This window comes from Candidatus Pelagibacter sp., assembly GCF_052046145.1.
Classification (GTDB): Bacteria; Pseudomonadota; Alphaproteobacteria; order Pelagibacterales; family Pelagibacteraceae; genus Pelagibacter.
In genome coordinates this window covers 568,282-586,149 of record NZ_JBNGZR010000001.1, presented here as the reverse complement: position 1 = coordinate 586,149, position 17,868 = coordinate 568,282, and the positions used below count along the sequence as shown (strand labels likewise).

Genomic DNA, 17,868 nt, shown 5'->3' with positions numbered 1-17,868 from the left:
TTCAACTAAAAAATAGTTTATTAAAGTTATCTGTAGTTTTTTTTATAAGATCTTCTTTAGATATATTTTTAATTTCAGCTAATTTTGCAGCAGTAAAATCAATGAATGATGGTTCATTTTTTTTTCCTCTTTTAGGAACGGGCGCTAAAAATGGACTATCAGTCTCAATTAAGATATTATCCATTGGAATAGATTTGAACGTATCTCGTAAATCCAATGAGTTGTTAAATGTAATGATACCACTTGCTGAAAAGAATGAATTTAAAGTCATTAGTTTTTCTGAGAATTCTTTAGAACCAGTAAAACAATGCATCAAAATTTTAAGGTTTTCATTTTTATATTCATTTAAAATTTCAAATGTTTCTTTTTCCGCATCTCTTGAATGAACAATTAATGGAATATTGGTTTTTATGGATGCATCTATATGTTCTTTAAAGCTTGCTATCTGCTTGTTTTTTTCACTATTATTATAATAAAAATCTAACCCAGTTTCTCCAATTCCAATAATTTTTGAGTTTTCATTAAGCCTTTCAATGATCTGCTTTGAAGTGATAATATTTGTGGAGCTTTCATGAGGATGAATGCCAATAGTACCATAGATCATCTCATCTCTATTAATTAAATCTTTTACTCTAGCAAAACTTTCAAACGAAGTTGAGATAGTTAGTAATTTTTCTATACCCACTTCTTTTGATCTTTGTATTACATTAGCTAAATCACTTAATAATGGTTCATGATCTAGATGACAGTGTGAGTCAATCATTGTTTTTCTCTATTTTTTTAAAAAGTATGTCTATTTTATTAATATTATTACCTTTTGTTAAATACTCATTATTACAAACTGTGTCTAATTTTATATTTTTTTCTTCAATATCAAAGATCTTTAATGCCTTTAAAGAAGATTCAGGAATAATTGGATATAGTAAAAAACTTATTTTTCTTACAATTTCTAAAGTGGTATAAACAATAGTATTTAATCTAATTATATTGTCTTTCTTTTTCCATGGTTCTTGATCATTAAAATATTTGTTAGCTTCAAAAAGTGAATTTACTATATAATCAATGTAAAAATTAATATTTTGATTGTCAATTTGTGACCTAATATAATCTAAATTATCTTTATACTTATTTAATATTAATAAATCTTCATCATGAAATTTAACTTCCAATGGAATTTTCCCGTTACAATTTTTTATTGCAAAAGTAGTTACACGCTGACATAAATTTCCATAATTATTAGCTAGATCACTATTAATACAATCTTCAAGTCTTTCTTGAGATATGTTTCCATCGTTCCCAAAAGAAACTTCTTTAATTAAGTAGTATCTTAAAGGATCTAGACCATACTCTTTAATTATTTCAAGTGGATCAAGTATATTTCCTTTAGATTTAGACATTTTTTCTTCCCCAGATAATATCCATCCATGCCCGTAAACTCTCTTTGGTAAATCAATTTTTGCTGCTAATAAAAAGGCAGGCCAATAAACAGCATGGAATCTAAGTATATCTTTTCCAATTAAATGTATTGAGGCTGGCCAAAATTTTTTAAACAAATCATCATTTGTATTAGGATAGTTTAATGCACTCAAATAATTTGTTAAAGCATCGAGCCAAACATATATCACGTGGTTTTTATTATTTGGAACAGGTATGCCCCATGAGAAACTTTTTCTACTAACAGAAAGATCTTTAAGACCACTTTTTACAAAACTAATAACTTCATTTTTCCTAGATTGTGGAGAAATAAAATTTGGATTAGCTTCATAATATTCTAATAACGGTTTTTCCCACTTTGAAAGTCTAAAAAAATAAGATTCTTCTTCAATCCATTCAACAGGAGATTTTGATGATATAGAAATTTTTTTTCCTTCTAATTCCTCAATTTCGTCTTCGTTATAAAAGGCTTCATCTGATACTGAATACCATCCAGAATAGTTTGATAAGTATATATCATCATTTTTTTCAAGTTCATTCCAAAGATGTTGAACTGTTTTTTTATGTCTAGCTTCTGTAGTTCTTATAAAATCAGTATTTGACAAATTCAAAGTATCAGAAAGATCTCTAAAGGTTTGACTAATTTTATCACAAAATACGAGAGGCTCCTTCCCCGCTTTTTCTGCGGATCTTTGAATTTTTAATCCATGTTCGTCTGTGCCAGTAAGAAAATGAACCTGATATTCATCAATTTTTTTAAATCTTGCAAAAAAATCAGCGATAATGCTTGAATATGCATGACCCATATGTGGCTTAGCTGATGGGTAGTAAATAGGCGTGGTAATATAATAAGTTTTATCCATTTAGTATTTTATCCTCAAATTCCATAAACAATGTTTCCTCATCTAAATTATAAGTTCTAGTATTATTAATTTTTTCTAAAAAATAATGGTATGGCTTTAGTAAACTAATATTTTCAATAGATATATTGTTTCTAAAATAAAGTTCAATAAAAGAATAAATGATTTCAATAATTGATTTATCTTTTTTATAAATTTTATTTTTGATTATGGTAGTTAAAGTTGTATCTAAATCAAAATTAACAAGATCAAAGTCATATTCTTCAGACAACTTAATTAATTTAAATAATTTTCCAGGAGTTGCATAATAATCAAATAACTTATTATTGATAATAGTATTTATGTCATCGTTTAGTAATTGATTAACAATTCTAGTAGACTGATCTTTTGTTAAAAAAACTTTGAAATTCAAACATCTAGATTTAAGTGTTGGTAGTATTCTTTTATTATTATTAATTAAAATAAAATTTATATTTTCATTAGGTTCTTCTAAAATTTTTAACAATGCATTAATAGAATTTAAGTTTAATAATTCAATATTATCAATTAAAACAAATCTTTTTTTATTATTAAATGAGGATTTGTTTAGATTTATTATTAATTCCCTAATTTGATTTATATCAATATTTTTCTTTTCTTCTAAGACATCAATCAAGTAAAAATTTGGGTTAGATTTATTTAGTATAAGTTTATATGACTTATTATCTGGATTAATTTTATTATTTTTATAATCGTAGGGATGTTCTTCATTTTCCGATAATACAAAATTGATTAAATGATATGCTAAAGTTGATTTTCCAATACCTTTTTCACCAGATAAAAGAATTTTATTAGGTAAAGTATCGTTTTTAGATAATTTATATAATTGACTAAAAATTTCTTTGTGCTCAAATAAATTTATTTGAGTTAGAGGATTTAAATTCATTTAATTAATTTTTTAATTTGATTTATTATTAAATCTTCATTTTTTTTTATATCTAAATTAGAATCAATAATTTTGTATGATTTTTTATTTAATTTAGCTAATTTTAAAAAACCTTTTTGAACTTTATTGTAAAAATTCATATTAAACTGATCATATCTATTTAAAGATTTTCTATTTTTTAATCTTTGGAATAGATTTTTTTTATTTACAATATTGAGAAAAGTAAAGCTAACTTTAATGTTTTTTAATAGAAATTTATTTATGATTTTTATTATTTTTAAATCAGCACCCATTCCATAATGCTGATATGCAATAGTTGAGTCTATAAATCTATCAATCAAAATAATTTTTTTTTTGTACGATTTTTTTATAAGATTTATATTTTCACTACGTGCTGCTAAATATAAAAGTAAGTCGGTATATATGTTAAAATTAGATTTTTTATTTAAAATCAATCTCCTTATTTTTTCAGAATTAAGACTTCCACCTGGTTCTCTTATCTTTATATATTTAATTTTCTTTTTATCTAAATATTTAGATACTTTATTTATATGATGACTTTTGCCACTACCCTCTATACCCTCAAAAACAATGATGGGTTTTTTAGACATCACCCCAAATTAAATAATTTATTGATTTTATTAATCTTGTAAAAAAATTAACTTTTTTAACTTCTTTCGATGAAAGTAAATCATACTCACCAACAAGTTCTTGATCATAAACAACTCTTAGAGTGGCTATTTTTTGATCTTTTTCAATTGGTGCTTCGACTGGTCCGTCATACTTAACAACAACTTTTAGAAGCTTTTTTTTCGCTTTTTTGATTGTTTTATAAATATCTTCATTTGTATATGCTTGCACACTATTCTCTTTTCCTAACCAAACATCAATTTTGTGTAATGGTTTGTTAGCTTTAGCTATTTCTACAAGATCATAGTTTGTAAGACCAAATGTAAGTAATTTTGTGCTCTCTTTAGATCTAGAATTTTTTGAATTAAAACCGCTTCCTACAGCAATCAATCTTCTGCCATTTCTATCTATTGATGATGCTAAAGAATATTTTTCAACAGCTAAATAACCGGTTTTAATTCCATCTGCTCCAAGATTTTTATAAAGCAAAGGATTTCTATTTCCTTGTGTTATTGGATCACCCCCTGTTCTATCCCACGTAAATTCTTTTTCAGCAAACATTTTGTAAAATTCAGGATGTTCTTTGATTAAATATCTAGACATTTTTAAAATATCTCTAACAGTTGAGTAATTATCGGGGTCATTTATTCCTGATGAATTAGAAAAATTTGTATTATCCATACCTAATTCTTTTGCTTTAGCAGTCATTAAAATTGCAAATTCTTCTTCAGTACCTGCTATACCTTCAGCCAATGCAATACATGCATCATTACCTGAAGCAACGATAATACCTCTTAATAAATTTTCTACAGAGACTTGATCACCAACCATTATAAACATAGATGAATATCCAGATGTAGATAATCTCCATGCTCTCTCTGATATTATAAATTTTTCATCTAAACTAAGATCACCTGATTTAATTAAATCAAAAGCAATAATTGCTGTCATTATTTTTGTCATAGAGGCTGGATAAATTGAAATATCTGGCTCCTTTTCATAAAGAATTTCCCCAGAATGATAGTCTTGTAATATAGCAGTTCTTGCTTTTACATCAAAATTAGCTTTTGAAATATTTATAAAAGAAAAACTAAAAACTATTACAATTAATAATATCCTAAACATCTTTTAATATTTCTATATTTTCAAAGTTTAAAACTTTTATTTCATTAAATGATTTTTCTAGTTTTTTTATATCATTAAATGGACCCAATAATACCCTATATTTAGTTTTAGATAATTTCTTAATTACAGATTTTTTTATATTTGTCTCATCTTTTATTCTATTAACCATATTTTCTGCTGAGTCTCTGTAATAAAAATCTGCAATTTTGATTGAATATAAAAATTTATGTCTTTTTATTTTAATTTTTTTTCCTTTCTCTTTGCTAAGGTTATCTATAGTAATTCCATCTACTGGAGCCTTTTCAGCTACTTTTTTTTCTTCATCAAATGTTTTAGCCTTTTTTGCCACAAAAGTTGAGTTTTTAGAGATTAAAACAAGATCAATATAAGGTTCTTTAGCATCAAGAGATAGCTCCTCAGCAATTCTTTTTGTAATTACAGAGTTGTAAAAAGTTGAGAATTTAACATTATTAGAAATTACTTCTGCTATAACTGACTTGTCATTAATTGGGTTGGTAATTTTAACAAATGAATTTTTTTTGATTTTATTATGAAAAATTAAAAGAGATCTATTGTCAATTTTTTTAGATATTTTTTTTTCTTTTTTTAATTCATCGTCATAAATTAGAGCAAATCCAGTATTACTATATTTTTGATCACTTATATAAACTAATGATTTATTATTTTGATCAAATTGATTACATGCAGATAAAAAAAATATAGAAATAATTAATATAATTTTTTTAAAGTTCATTCTTAAATTTATCTTTTAAAGTACAAACGGCTAGAGCAAATCGCAGTGACCTGTTCCATTTTAATATTATCTCATAGTTATCAAAAACGATATATGCTGGATTTAAAGTTTCTGCATCAGGTATAATATCTTTATCTGGCGTTATAATCGCTACCTTTAAAGCATTATACTTGTTATCTATTTTATCATCATTTTTAATATATTTTCTAAAATATTTTAATTTTTTTTTATCATGAAGTTTTTTTGCAGAAATGTTTAGATACTTACCTGGTATATTATCTGATAAATCAATTCTATAAAAACAAGGACTCTCACTTTTCCAACCGATTTGATTTAAATAGTTTGATGCAGAAGCATATGCATCATCATAATTTTTTAAATCTATATATCCGTTACCATCATGGTCAATTGCATAATTTTTCATTGTAGATGGCATAAATTGAAAAAAACCAAAAGCTCCTGCCCAAGATCCATACAAGGTTTTGTGGTCTATTTGTTTATCTTCAATTAATCTTAAAAGAATTAATAATTCATTTGTAAAAAATTCTGATCTTCTTTTATCAAAACTTAAAGTTGCTAAAGATGACAAAATATCCATTTTGCCAACATATGTACCAAAATTAGTTTCTATACCCATTAAAGCTAATAACAACTCTCTTTCCACATTAAATTTGTTTTGAACAGAGTTTATTAATTTTGAATTTTTCTCATAAAATTTTTTTCCTATCAAAACTTTTTTTGATGATGTTCTTTTTGAAATATACGTTTTGGTATCCTCATAAAATTCTGGTTGATATCTATCATATTTAATTACATCTGATAGAAATGTTGTATCCATCATAACTAGATTGAATGTTTCCTCAGAAATATTATTTTTTAATGCAATTTTTTTGAAATTGTTCCTCCAGATTTCAAATTCTTTATTTGTGTCAGCATAGGAAACAGTGCATATAAAAAAAAAGATAATATAATAAAATTTAATTTGTTTCATGTAAGTCCATTAAATATATAAATACAGCAATCCATATGAAAATAAAACCAACTAATTTTGTCATTGAAAAAGGCTCATTATAATAAAAATACCCAAGTATAAATTGTAAAGATGGAGTAACGTAAAAAATCATACCTGTGGGTCCTAAACCACTTAATTCAACACCTCTTACGTATAAGAATAATGGTATAACTGTCATTGGTCCTGCTATAAATAACAAAAACATTATTGACGGATCAGATAATTTAAAATCGTTATATCCACTTTTCATAATTAAATAAAAAATTATTAATGCAATAGGAAAGATAAATAAACTTTCTATAAATAGACCGATATCAGTATCAACGTTAATTTTTTTTCTGACTAGATTGTAAAAACCCCAACTTAGAGCAACTATTAACCCTACCCAAGGAAATGAATTTAAATTAACAAAAATCAAAAATAAAATTGATATTATGACTAATAAAATTGAAAAAACTCTTTTTTTATTTAATTTTTCTTGAAAGTAATAATAACCTAATAAAACACTTAAAATTGGCATAATAAAATAACCAAAACTAGCGTCTATAATTCTATTTGTTGCAATTGCATATATCCACACTCCCCAATTGATGAATATTAAAAAACCTGAAATAGCTAAATAAAAAATTTTTTCTTTTTTTTTTAAGATATCAAAAAAAACATTCCATTTTCTTAATAATGAAGTTGTAATAAATAATGTTAATGTTGTCCAAAGACACCTATGAATCACTAATTCCAAATGTCCAATATATGCAAAGAATTTAAAATATATAACTCCAAAAAAACCCCACCAGAAGGATCCTGAAAAAGCATAAAGAATACCCGAATTAAAATTAAAAGATTTCAATAAATTATTTTTTAAAAATATTTTTTTTAGTGTGATTAATATGAAATTGATTCCAATAATCACCAAGATATTTGTTTTGTTTATTATCTAAAGCACATTCAAATGTTGCTCTTCTTATTGGGTATGGTTTTTTTAAAAAAATTCGTTTTAAAAAATTTCTTGGAGCAACAGAATAAGTTATGTTTTTAACTTTTAAACCTAACGATGACAGAGTTTGAATTAATCCTATTTCGTTGTAAAAAGTACAACTAGTTTTATCATACGGATTATCTTTATCAAAAGGACAATATAATAAAGGAATTTTTTTATCTCCAAGTATATAAATAGCAGTTTCCAATAGTAATTTACCATTTGGATTAAGTGAGTCTTTAATAATTTTAAGGGCCCAAAAAGGATATCTTAGATGGTACAAAACTCCATAAAAAATAATTAAATCAAATTTTTTTTCAAGTTTATTTAAATTATATAGATTCATTTTTTTCATTTTTACTTTTGATTTAAAAAAAGGTATTAAAAATTTAGTAGCTCCTAAAGATAAGTCGTTGTCTATTCCTAGAATTTCTTTAGCACCTAGTTTTTCTGCCTCAAAAGAAAAAAGACCATCTCTACATCCAATATCAAGAACTTTTTTATTTTTTAAATTATATTTTTTTAGAATTTTTAGAGGAATTTTTTGAAATTTTATAAGTCCTTCATTTCCTTTAGTATAAATATCGTTATTAATTTTTATCTTGTGATAAAACTTATATTTATTCAATTGTTTTATTATTGATTTATTAGATAATTTCATATTCTCATTTCTATTATAAAAAAATAAAATTAGTAGTTATATGTTATTTTTTTTTGTTGATATTTAAAATTATACTTATAAAACCTTGCTCATGGAGAGATGGCTGAGCGGTTGAAAGCACCGGTCTTGAAAACCGGCAAAGGGGCAACTCTTTCCTGGGTTCGAATCCCAGTCTCTCCGCCATCATTTTTGTGTATAATCAAAATTTTTATATAAGAAATTAATGTTGTTATTTTCAAACTCAAAATCGGTTTTAAAACCATTATAAAAATTATACAAATTAGTGTCATCAATGTTCAGTAGTTTTTCTAAATCAAGAAGATCATTTTCATTTAAATTATTTATATATTTTTTTGTAAATGCACCCAAAAGATTATCCATTTCTTTTGTGCCTCTATAATTAGATCTGTAAATAATTTTTTTTTTTAATTCATCTATGTTGATCATAATAATTAGAATATATTAGTTGTTAATGAATAATAAAACAAATTATGAATATTTATTGTCAGATTTAAGTTCTTTAAAAGGTGTAGGAACTAAAACAAAAAATTTATTAAAGAAGAAAAATATTAATAATTTGTTTGATTTACTTTGGAAACTTCCAAAATCTTATACGGATAGAAGCTTGTCATCAAAAATAAAAGATTTAAAAATTGGTGAAATACAAACAGTAACTATAATTCCACAAAAGTATAATTTTCCAAGAATAAGGAAATTACCAAATAGAGTTTTATGTAGTGATGAAACTGGTGAAATAGATTGTATTTTTTTTAATAGTTATGAAGGTTACATTAAAAAAATCCTACCCTTAGGCAAACAAATTACTGTTAGTGGTAAAATAGGTCATTTTAGGAATAAATACCAAATTACAAATCCAAAATATGTTTCTGAGGATTCCTCTTTAATCAAACAAACTCATAATAAATATTCGTTAACTGAAGGTATTTCTGAAAAAATATATAATAAAATCTTAAATCAAATAATCAATAATTTACCAGTTTTTAATGAATGGCACTCTAAAAGTATTTTATCTAAATTTAAAAATATAAGTTGGAATAGCTCAATTAAAGAACTGCACAAACCTGAAAATATTGGAAATTATAAATCAAATTTCTATCAAAGACTCGCTTTTGATGAAATATTTTCAACATTTCTTGTTAATTCTGAAATAAGAAAAAAAATAAGAAAAATAAAAAAAAAAAATAAAGTTATTAATATAAATAAACAAAATTCAATAACAAATAAATTAGATTTTTCTCTTACAGGTGATCAACAAAAATCACTTAACGAAATAAACAAAGATTTAAGTTCACCAAATAAAATGTTTAGACTTTTGCAAGGAGATGTTGGTAGTGGAAAAACAATAGTATCTCTTTTAGCGGCAATAAATAGTATAAATTCTGGTTTCCAAGTTGCTTTTATGGCTCCTACAGAAATTCTAGCGAGACAACATTTTATGCTTGCAAAAAAAATATTTCCTAAAAATATGAATATAGATCTGATTTCTGGAAAATCTGAATATAAATTAAAAAAAGAAATTCATAAAAAATTAGAAAATAATAAAATTGATATTATTTTTGGAACACATGCAATATTTCAAAAAAAAGTAATTTTTAAAAAATTAGGATTAATAATTATAGATGAACAGCATAAGTTTGGAGTGAGTCAAAGAAAAAGATTGTCAGATAAAGGTGGACCAAATTGCGACGTATTATTAATGACAGCAACACCTATACCTAGAACTCTAACAATGACAATTTATGGTGATATGGATATTTCAATAATTAGAGAAAAACCTAAAAATAGAAAGCCAATTAAAACATATAGTAAATTAGAGATTAAAATTGAAGATGTTTTAAAATTTATAAAAAAAGAAATTAATATAGGAAATCAAATTTTTTGGGTTTGTCCGTTAATTGAGGAGTCTAAAAAATTGGATCATTCATCAGCTGTAAAAAAGTATGAATATTTAGAAAAAAGGTTTCCAAATCAAGTATGTTTACTCCATGGCAAAACTGATGTGGATGAAAAAAATGAAATACTAAACAATTTTTTGAATAATAAATTTAAGATTTTGGTTTCTACAACAATTATTGAGGTAGGAATAGATTTTCCAAATGCAAATACGATTATAATTGAAAATGCCAACAAATTTGGTTTATCTCAACTTCATCAATTAAGAGGTAGAGTTGGTCGTGGAGATAAAGACTCTACATGCATATTAATGTTTAAATCTAATCTAAGCGATAACGCAAAAAAAAGAATAAAAATTTTAAAAGAAACTAATGATGGTTTTTTAATATCTGAAGAAGATATGAAATTACGAGGGTTTGGAGATATTTTGGGATTTAAACAAAGTGGTGTAAAAAATTTTAAGTTAGCTGATCCAATTCAGAATAGTGATCTTTTCTTATTAGCTGAAAAGGAAATGAGAAGAATAGAAAAATCAAATGAAGATATAAGTAAATTTAAGCCTTTGATAAAATTGTACGACAGGGCAGATATAATAAATGATATTGCCTAACTTTTTTTAGTAGAGGTTCCTGCTGAAACTATAAATTTAGATGCTTCTTCAAAAGACATATTTAAATAAATAACATCTTCTATAGGGAACATTAATAAAAAACCACTAGTAGGATTTGGAGTTGTTGGTACAAAAACATTAATTAAATTCTTACCAGTTTTTTGAGCCATCTCACCTTTATTTTCTTTTGTAGCAAAACCAACTGCCCAAACTCCTTTTCTTGGATATTCAATTAAAACTACACTTCTTTTTCCATCATCTTTTTTGGAAAAGGTTTCGGTCATTTGAACAATTGCAGAATAAACTGTTCTTAAAAATGGAATTCTTTTAAATAAATCATCAATTAATTTAAGTATTCTTCTTCCAAAAAATGACAATGAAAGTCCACCTACAATAGTTATAAGTAAAATTGAAATAACAATTTCAACACCAGGTATATTAAAAGGTAAATAACTATTTGGATTTATATTTTTTGGTATTAAATTTGAGGAGATACCAATTAAAATCTTTGTAAGATATAATGTAAAACCAATTGGTATTAAAACAACTACTCCAGCAATAAAGTAGTTTCTTAAGGTTAATGAAAAAGATTTTTTTGACCCTTTTTTTGACATATTTTCAATTAACTATAACTAGCATAGACAACAAAAACAATTGCAATGATAAATAATACAATTAAAATTTTGTTATTAAGATTCATGTTAAATTATTATTATCAATTTTAGTTACTTATGGATAGAAGAAAATTTTTGACTTACATGGGCTGTGGTTGTGGTAGTCTACTTTTTCACTCTTGCTCTACAGCACCAATAACTGACAGAAAACAATTAAAAATTATACCTGAAGCAAAATTAAATGCTCAAGCTGCACAAATTTATGAAAAAATCAAAAAAAAAGAAAAGATGAGTGAAGACACAAAAACATTAAACGAAATTAAAGATATTGGTAAAAGAATGGAAGATTCGATAAGCGAATATTTCTATAGAGCAAATTTAAATGATCCAACAGCAAATTTTGATTGGGAATATATTTTAATTGATAATAAAAAAGTTAGAAATGCATGGTGCATGCCTGGAGGTAAGATTGCTGTTTATACGGGTATACTTGATGTAACAAAAAATAAAAATGGTTTAGCAGCTATTATGGGTCATGAGGTTGCTCATGCAGTAGCAAAACATTCTGTTGAAAGAGCAAGTCGAGGTGTTTTATTAAACACTGGAGCAAGAATTATAGATATTGCAAGTGGAGGCGTATTATCTGATATAAACAGAACTACCGGAATGGATACAGTTGGATTATTAGCTCAATTAGGAATAATGAATCCTTTTAACAGAAAGCAAGAGAGCGAAGCTGATTATCTTGGTATGATTTTTTCCTCTTTATCTGGTTATGATATTAGAGAAACAGTAAAAATCTGGGAAAGAATGAAAGAAGCAAATAAAGGTAAAGAACCACCAGAATTTATGAGTACCCATCCTTCTTCTGATACTCGCATTAAACAATTAAATGAATGGATGAACGAAGTAATTTTAGATTATCCGCCTATTAATCTAAGCTAATTGAAATTAGTGGTGAGCCCTGATGGACTCGAACCATCGACCCATTCCTTAAAAGGGAATTGCTCTACCAACTGAGCTAAGGGCCCCCAAATTATTCAAATTGAATAATTGTTATATACAGAATTATTATTTTTTTTCAAATGTCAATTTTAACCAAATCTATATACGTTCTACAACTTATCAATGTATTTATTGTGAAATTGATCAAAAGTACCGTCATTAATATTTTTTCTGATCAAGGCCATTAATTCTTGATAAAAATTAATATTATGTAGAGTGAGTAACATTGAGGCTAAAATTTCATTAGTATTAAATAAGTGATTTAAATAGTTTTTTGAATATTTATTTAAATTAAGATTTTCACAATCAGGATCTAAAGGAGTGTTATCATTTTGATATTTATTATTTTTAATATTAATTCTTCCCTGCCAAGTAAATGCCAAACCTGTTCGTCCTGATCTAGTTGGCAAAACACAATCAAACATATCTATACCTCTTTTTACAGCACCTAAAATATCTGATGGCGTTCCAACACCCATTAAATAGTGAGGTTTTTCTATAGGTAAATATTCTTTAATATCATCTAAAACATTAAACATTTCATTTTGTGTCTCTCCAACGGCTAATCCTCCAATAGCATAACCGTCAAAACCAATTTTAACTAATTCCTCAAGTGATTTAAGTCTTAAATCTTTAAAGAGACCTCCCTGAACAATTCCAAATAAACCTTTATGAGTATTACTCCCAAAAGCTACTTTAGATCTTTCAGCCCAGTAAAGTGATAAATCCATTGATTTTTTGATTAGATTATAATCATTAGTTTTTTTGGGGCATTCATCCATAATCATTACAATATCTGAATTTAATCCTAATTGAATTCTTATACTCTCCTCTGGACTTAAATAAAATTTTTTACCGTCAACGTGAGAGTTAAAAATAGCACCTTTCTCTCTGTCAATTTTATTCAATTTTGAGAGAGACATTACTTGAAAACCACCAGAGTCAGTTAAAATAGGTAAATCACAATTCATAAAATTATGAAGTCCACCAGCAGACTCTATTCTTTCAACACCTGGTCGTATCATTAAATGATAAGTATTTGAAAGTATTATTTCAGAACCTGTTTTTTTAATATCGTCTATTGTACAAGCTTTTACAGTAGCTTGAGTTCCAACAGGCATAAAAGCTGGAGTTTGTATATTACCACGATGTGTTTCGATTAAACCGCATCTAGCAAATTTATCTTTTTTTAAAACTTTAAAGGCAAATTTTTTTAATGCCATTAATAAAATTATTGAGATTTGAAACTAATAATCTTATCTGGATCAGTTACAGCGCCGTTATTATTTTGATCGCCTCTTTTTATTTTATCTACAAATTCCATTCCCTCTATCACTTTTCCAAAAACTGTATATTGACGGTCTAAAAAAGGAGCTGGCTGAAAACAAATAAAAAACTGACTATTTGCACTATTTGGATCTTGAGCTCTCGCCATTGATAAAGTACCTCTATCATGTGGTAGACTATTGAATTCTTGCTCTAAGTCAGGAAAATCTGATCCTCCCATTCCTGCTCGTCTAAGATCAAAATCTTTTGATTCTGAATTTCCAAATTTAACATCCCCTGTTTGAGCCATAAAACCATCTATAACTCTATGAAAAACAACGTTATCATATTTACCACTATTTGCTAATTCTTTTATTCTTTTAACATGATTTGGCGCAACATCCTCAAACAATTCAATTTTAACGTCACCATCTTTTAATTTTAATATCATTATATTCTCCTCAGCTATTGATTGATTAGTAATTAAAAAAAACAAAATAAGTATTTTAATAAAAATTTTATTCATATTTCTCTTTTAAAGACTTGATCGTACTTTTGGTAGTAAATTTTTTAATATCACCTTTTAATTTAACAATCTCTTTTACAAATTTAGATGAAATAATTTGATTTTCTACATCAGACATTAAAAAAATTGTTTCAATATTTTGGTTCAATTTTCTGTTCATACCAGCTAATTGAAATTCATATTCAAAATCAGATACAGCTCTCAATCCTCTTAAAATAATGTTTGATTTGTATTTTTTACATAAATCAGTGGTTAAAGAGCCAAATGATACTACTTTTATTTTTCTTCTATTTAACTTTAGATCTTTGAATAAAGCTTTATTTACTATTTCTATTCTTTCTTCAGAACTAAATAGATAATTTTTGTTACTTTCATCTGAAACACCTACTACTATTTTATCAAATAGTTTTAATGATTTATTAATTACATCTATATGTCCGAAAGTAATTGGATCAAATGTTCCAGGATAAATTGCAATTTTACTCATTAAATTAAATTATCATCAATTTTGATAGCTGAAACAACTTTTTCTTCTCCTGATAATTTAATTATTCTAACCCCTTGGGTATTTCTTCCTGCAGTTCTAATTTCTTTAACAGCTACTCTAATAACCCTTCCTTTATTAGTAGAAATTAAAATTTCATCACCTTCAAAAACTGGAAATGATGAAGTAATATTTCCATTTCTTGGTGAATTTACTATTCCTATAATTCCTTTACCACCTCTGTTAGTAACTCTGTAATCAGTATGAGAAGTCTTTTTTCCATAACCATTTTCACTTATTGATAAAACAAATTTCTCTTTTGCTCTTAATTCAGATTTTTCGTCTTTTGATTTTTTTCCATTTTTATTAATTTTATCGTTGTCAATAACTGACAAGGATACTATTTGATCACTTGGTGCTAACTCTATTCCTTTAATCCCTTTAGAAGATCTACCTTTAAAAACTCTTAACTTTTTGGCTTCAAATCTAATACATTTTCCAAATTTTGTGCTTAAAATTACATCCTGATCGTCTTTACAGATTTTGACACCTACAATTTTGTCATTGTTATCTAATTTCATCGCAATTTTTCCAGATGCATTAATTGATGAAAAGTCTTCTAAACTATTTTTTCTTACTTTGCCTTGAGATGTAGCAAATATAATTTGATAATTTTTTAAATCAGTTTCATCTTCTGGCATTGGCATAATTGAGCTTATTGCTTGGTGACTCTTTAAAGGTAAAATATTAAATAAAGACTTACCTTTAGATGATGATGAACCCTCTGGGATTTTCCATGCTTTGATCTTATAAACTAAACCCTCTGTAGAAAAGAAGAGTACTGAAGTATGAGTATTTACGGATAATGTTTGAACAACAGAGTCTTGATCTCTAGTTGTTATACCTGATTTTCCCTTACCGCCTCTTTTTTGTTTTTTTACTCCATCCAAAGAACCTCTTTTTATGTATCCTTGTAATGTAACTGTAATTATTACTGATTGTTTTTGGATAGTTTCTTCAATATCATAATTTAAAACAGCATCTATAATTTTAGTTCTTCTTGGAATTGCAAATTTATCTTTAATATTTTTTAACTCTTCGCTGATTACTTTCAAAAGTTCTTTTTTTGATGAAATAATCTTTTTATACTTAGTGATTAGTTCAGCTAATTTTTTAATTTCAACTTCGATTTCATTTATTCCTAATGCAGTTAATTTTTGAAGTCTTAATTCTAAAATAGCTAAAACTTGTGGTTCAGATAAAGAATAAAGATTTTTACCTTTTTTCCCCTCAACTAAAGAAATTAATTTTTGTGATTTATTTATCTTCCATTTGGTTTTTAAAATTGACACTTTAGCATCATCTGGTGTTTTAGATGATCGAATAATTTTTATTATTTTATCTAAATTTTCAACTGAAACTGATAATCCTATTAGTATATGAGCACGTTCCTCTGCTTTTTGAAGATCAAATTTAGTTTTCTTAATAACTACATCTTCTCTAAAAGTTAAAAAGTTAGATAAAAAATCTTTTAGTGTGCAAGTTTGAGGTTTGCCTTCAACTATCGCTAAAGTGTTAAAACCAAATGAACTCTCTATCTGAGTATTTTTATATAATTGTCTCTTTATGGTTTCTGGTTCTACACCGTTTCTTAAATCTATTGCTACCCTAATACCTTCTCTGTTAGACTCGTCTCTAATATCTCTTATTCCTTCAATTTTTTTTTCTCTTACTAATTGAGCAATCCTTTCATTTAAAACTGATTTGTTGACTTGATATGGTATAGAAGTTATTACAAGTCTTTCACGACCATTTTTTTGTTGTTCAATTGAGATTTCACCTCTAATCTTAAATGATCCTCTTCCATTGTTATATCCTTGTTTAATTATATCTTTACCTATAATTACACCACCAGTTGGAAAATCTGGACCAGGTATATGTTTCATCAATTCTTTAATTTTAATGTCTTTGTTATCAATTAAGGCCAAAGTACCATCTATAATTTCACCTAAATTGTGAGGAGGTATACTTGTTGCCATGCCAACAGCAATACCACCAGCTCCATTTACTAATAAATTTGGAAATTGAGATGGTAAAACGCTGGGTTCTTTCTCTGTTTCATCGTAATTGCTTTTGAATGAAATTGTGTTTTTCTCTATATCATCAATTAAATATTGAGAAACTTTTGATAAACGAGTTTCAGTATACCTCATTGCTGCAGCAGGATCGCCATCTATAGATCCAAAATTTCCTTGGCCTTGAATTAACGGAAGGCTCATAGAGAAATCTTGCACCATTCTAACTAAGGCATCGTAAACAGACTGATCTCCATGAGGATGATATTTACCAATAACATCTCCAACTATTCTTGCAGATTTTCTAAATTGTTTAGACCAATCATATCCGCCTTTGTACATTGCATATAAAATTCTTCTATGAACTGGCTTTAATCCATCTCTTACATCAGGAAGAGCACGACTAACAATTACACTCATTGCATAAGAAAGATATGATGAGCTCATCTCATCATGCATTGAGATTAATTTTATATTTTTATCTTTTAACTCTTCAGTATTTTTCATAGAAATTAAAATGGAATTTCATCATCCATATCTGACACTTGAGAAGAATCCTCAATATTATTTTGTTGAGTTGTGTCGTTTTGAATTCCACCACCAGAATTTCCACCACCCAACATTGTGAGTGAAGAATTATATCCCTGTATAACTATTTCAGTTGAGTATTTATCTTGTCCAGATTGTTCATCTTTCCATTTTCTTGTTGTGAGTTGTCCCTCAACATAAACTTGAGCACCTTTTTTTAAATATTGTTGAACAACATTTACTAAACCTTCATTAAATACAACTACACGGTGCCACTCAGTTTTCTCTTTTCTTTCACCTGTGTTTTTATCTTTCCATGATTGACTTGTTGCAAGGCTTAATCTAGCTACACTTTTGCCATTTACCATTTGCTTAATTTCAGGATCTGCGCCCAAACGACCAATTAATAATACTTTATTTAAACTTCCAGCCATAATATTTAATATTTGTTAAATTAGTTAATTAGAAT

The 17,868-nt window shown here is 26.4% G+C and carries 18 protein-coding genes and 2 tRNA genes; 3 read left to right on the top strand and 17 right to left on the bottom strand.

The features are described 5' to 3' along the window. Position 1: 1 nt before the first annotated feature. Genes ACTT88_RS03060 through ACTT88_RS03020 form a run of 9 tightly spaced genes read right to left on the bottom strand, consistent with a single transcriptional unit; the run spans position 2 to position 8,377 of the window. Positions 2-763 (bottom strand): TatD family hydrolase, encoded by a 762-nt coding sequence (locus ACTT88_RS03060; protein ID WP_440907883.1) that lies wholly within the window; start codon positions 761-763, stop codon positions 2-4. Further along, complete coding sequence (metG, locus tag ACTT88_RS03055) at positions 756-2,297, bottom strand: methionine--tRNA ligase (RefSeq protein WP_440907882.1); 1,542 nt, start codon at positions 2,295-2,297, stop codon at positions 756-758. The genes ACTT88_RS03060 and metG overlap by 8 nt, the downstream gene beginning before the upstream one ends. Then, complete coding sequence (locus ACTT88_RS03050) at positions 2,290-3,219, bottom strand: AAA family ATPase (protein ID WP_440907881.1); 930 nt, start codon at positions 3,217-3,219, stop codon at positions 2,290-2,292. Before ACTT88_RS03050 ends, metG begins: the two co-directional genes overlap by 8 nt. Beyond that, positions 3,216-3,830, bottom strand: coding sequence for a dTMP kinase (tmk, locus tag ACTT88_RS03045; RefSeq protein ID WP_440907880.1), 615 nt, complete (start codon positions 3,828-3,830; stop codon positions 3,216-3,218). Before tmk ends, ACTT88_RS03050 begins: the two co-directional genes overlap by 4 nt. Next, the gene (locus tag ACTT88_RS03040) at positions 3,823-4,974 is read right to left on the bottom strand and encodes a D-alanyl-D-alanine carboxypeptidase family protein (protein ID WP_440907879.1); all 1,152 of its coding nucleotides are present in this window, start codon (positions 4,972-4,974) and stop codon (positions 3,823-3,825) included. Before ACTT88_RS03040 ends, tmk begins: the two co-directional genes overlap by 8 nt. Further along, positions 4,967-5,728, bottom strand: coding sequence for an SPOR domain-containing protein (locus ACTT88_RS03035; RefSeq protein WP_440907878.1), 762 nt, complete (start codon positions 5,726-5,728; stop codon positions 4,967-4,969). The genes ACTT88_RS03040 and ACTT88_RS03035 overlap by 8 nt, the downstream gene beginning before the upstream one ends. After that, positions 5,718-6,719, bottom strand: coding sequence for a lytic murein transglycosylase (locus ACTT88_RS03030; RefSeq protein WP_440907877.1), 1,002 nt, complete (start codon positions 6,717-6,719; stop codon positions 5,718-5,720). Before ACTT88_RS03030 ends, ACTT88_RS03035 begins: the two co-directional genes overlap by 11 nt. After that, positions 6,706-7,587, bottom strand: a complete 882-nt coding sequence (rarD, locus tag ACTT88_RS03025; protein ID WP_440907876.1) for an EamA family transporter RarD — start codon at positions 7,585-7,587, stop codon at positions 6,706-6,708. Before rarD ends, ACTT88_RS03030 begins: the two co-directional genes overlap by 14 nt. Positions 7,588-7,591: 4 nt before the next feature. Further along, positions 7,592-8,377 (bottom strand): class I SAM-dependent methyltransferase, encoded by a 786-nt coding sequence (locus tag ACTT88_RS03020; RefSeq protein WP_440907875.1) that lies wholly within the window; start codon positions 8,375-8,377, stop codon positions 7,592-7,594. Between the two features lie 93 nt (positions 8,378-8,470). Between ACTT88_RS03020 and ACTT88_RS03015 the strand changes: the two genes are divergently transcribed. After that, positions 8,471-8,560 (top strand) — tRNA-Ser (locus ACTT88_RS03015). On the opposite strand, the gene ACTT88_RS03010 is transcribed toward ACTT88_RS03015, so the two are convergent. Next, entirely contained in the window at positions 8,561-8,824 is a 264-nt protein-coding gene (locus tag ACTT88_RS03010; protein WP_440907874.1) for a succinate dehydrogenase assembly factor 2, read from the bottom strand. 25 nt (positions 8,825-8,849) lie between these two features. On the opposite strand from ACTT88_RS03010, the gene recG reads away from it, so the two are divergent. Beyond that, complete coding sequence (gene recG, locus ACTT88_RS03005) at positions 8,850-10,901, top strand: ATP-dependent DNA helicase RecG (protein WP_440907873.1); 2,052 nt, start codon at positions 8,850-8,852, stop codon at positions 10,899-10,901. Here the strand turns inward: recG and ACTT88_RS03000 are convergent. Beyond that, positions 10,898-11,515, bottom strand: coding sequence for a DUF502 domain-containing protein (locus ACTT88_RS03000; RefSeq protein WP_440907872.1), 618 nt, complete (start codon positions 11,513-11,515; stop codon positions 10,898-10,900). The two genes, recG and ACTT88_RS03000, sit on opposite strands and share 4 nt — an antisense overlap. Positions 11,516-11,632: 117 nt before the next feature. On the opposite strand from ACTT88_RS03000, the gene ACTT88_RS02995 reads away from it, so the two are divergent. Then, on the top strand, positions 11,633-12,460 hold the full coding sequence (locus tag ACTT88_RS02995; protein ID WP_440907871.1) for a M48 family metallopeptidase: 828 nt from the start codon (positions 11,633-11,635) through the stop codon (positions 12,458-12,460). A 10-nt stretch (positions 12,461-12,470) separates the two neighbouring features. On the opposite strand, the gene ACTT88_RS02990 is transcribed toward ACTT88_RS02995, so the two are convergent. From ACTT88_RS02990 to ssb, 6 genes are all read right to left on the bottom strand, one after another. Then, positions 12,471-12,546: transfer RNA gene (locus tag ACTT88_RS02990), tRNA-Lys, on the bottom strand. 84 nt (positions 12,547-12,630) lie between these two features. Further along, positions 12,631-13,743 (bottom strand): tRNA guanosine(34) transglycosylase Tgt, encoded by a 1,113-nt coding sequence (gene tgt / locus ACTT88_RS02985; protein ID WP_440907870.1) that lies wholly within the window; start codon positions 13,741-13,743, stop codon positions 12,631-12,633. An 8-nt stretch (positions 13,744-13,751) separates the two neighbouring features. Then, on the bottom strand, positions 13,752-14,312 hold the full coding sequence (locus ACTT88_RS02980; RefSeq protein ID WP_440907869.1) for a peptidylprolyl isomerase: 561 nt from the start codon (positions 14,310-14,312) through the stop codon (positions 13,752-13,754). Continuing rightward, on the bottom strand, positions 14,305-14,799 hold the full coding sequence (gene coaD, locus ACTT88_RS02975) for a pantetheine-phosphate adenylyltransferase (RefSeq protein WP_440907868.1): 495 nt from the start codon (positions 14,797-14,799) through the stop codon (positions 14,305-14,307). The genes ACTT88_RS02980 and coaD overlap by 8 nt, the downstream gene beginning before the upstream one ends. Beyond that, positions 14,799-17,378 carry a DNA gyrase subunit A gene (gene gyrA, locus ACTT88_RS02970; protein WP_440907867.1) on the bottom strand — a complete coding sequence of 860 codons (2,580 nt, stop codon included), beginning with the start codon at positions 17,376-17,378 and terminating at the stop codon, positions 14,799-14,801. The genes coaD and gyrA overlap by 1 nt, the downstream gene beginning before the upstream one ends. Before the next feature lie 5 nt (positions 17,379-17,383). After that, positions 17,384-17,833 carry a single-stranded DNA-binding protein gene (gene ssb / locus ACTT88_RS02965; RefSeq protein WP_075536288.1) on the bottom strand — a complete coding sequence of 150 codons (450 nt, stop codon included), beginning with the start codon at positions 17,831-17,833 and terminating at the stop codon, positions 17,384-17,386. Positions 17,834-17,868 lie beyond the last annotated feature (35 nt).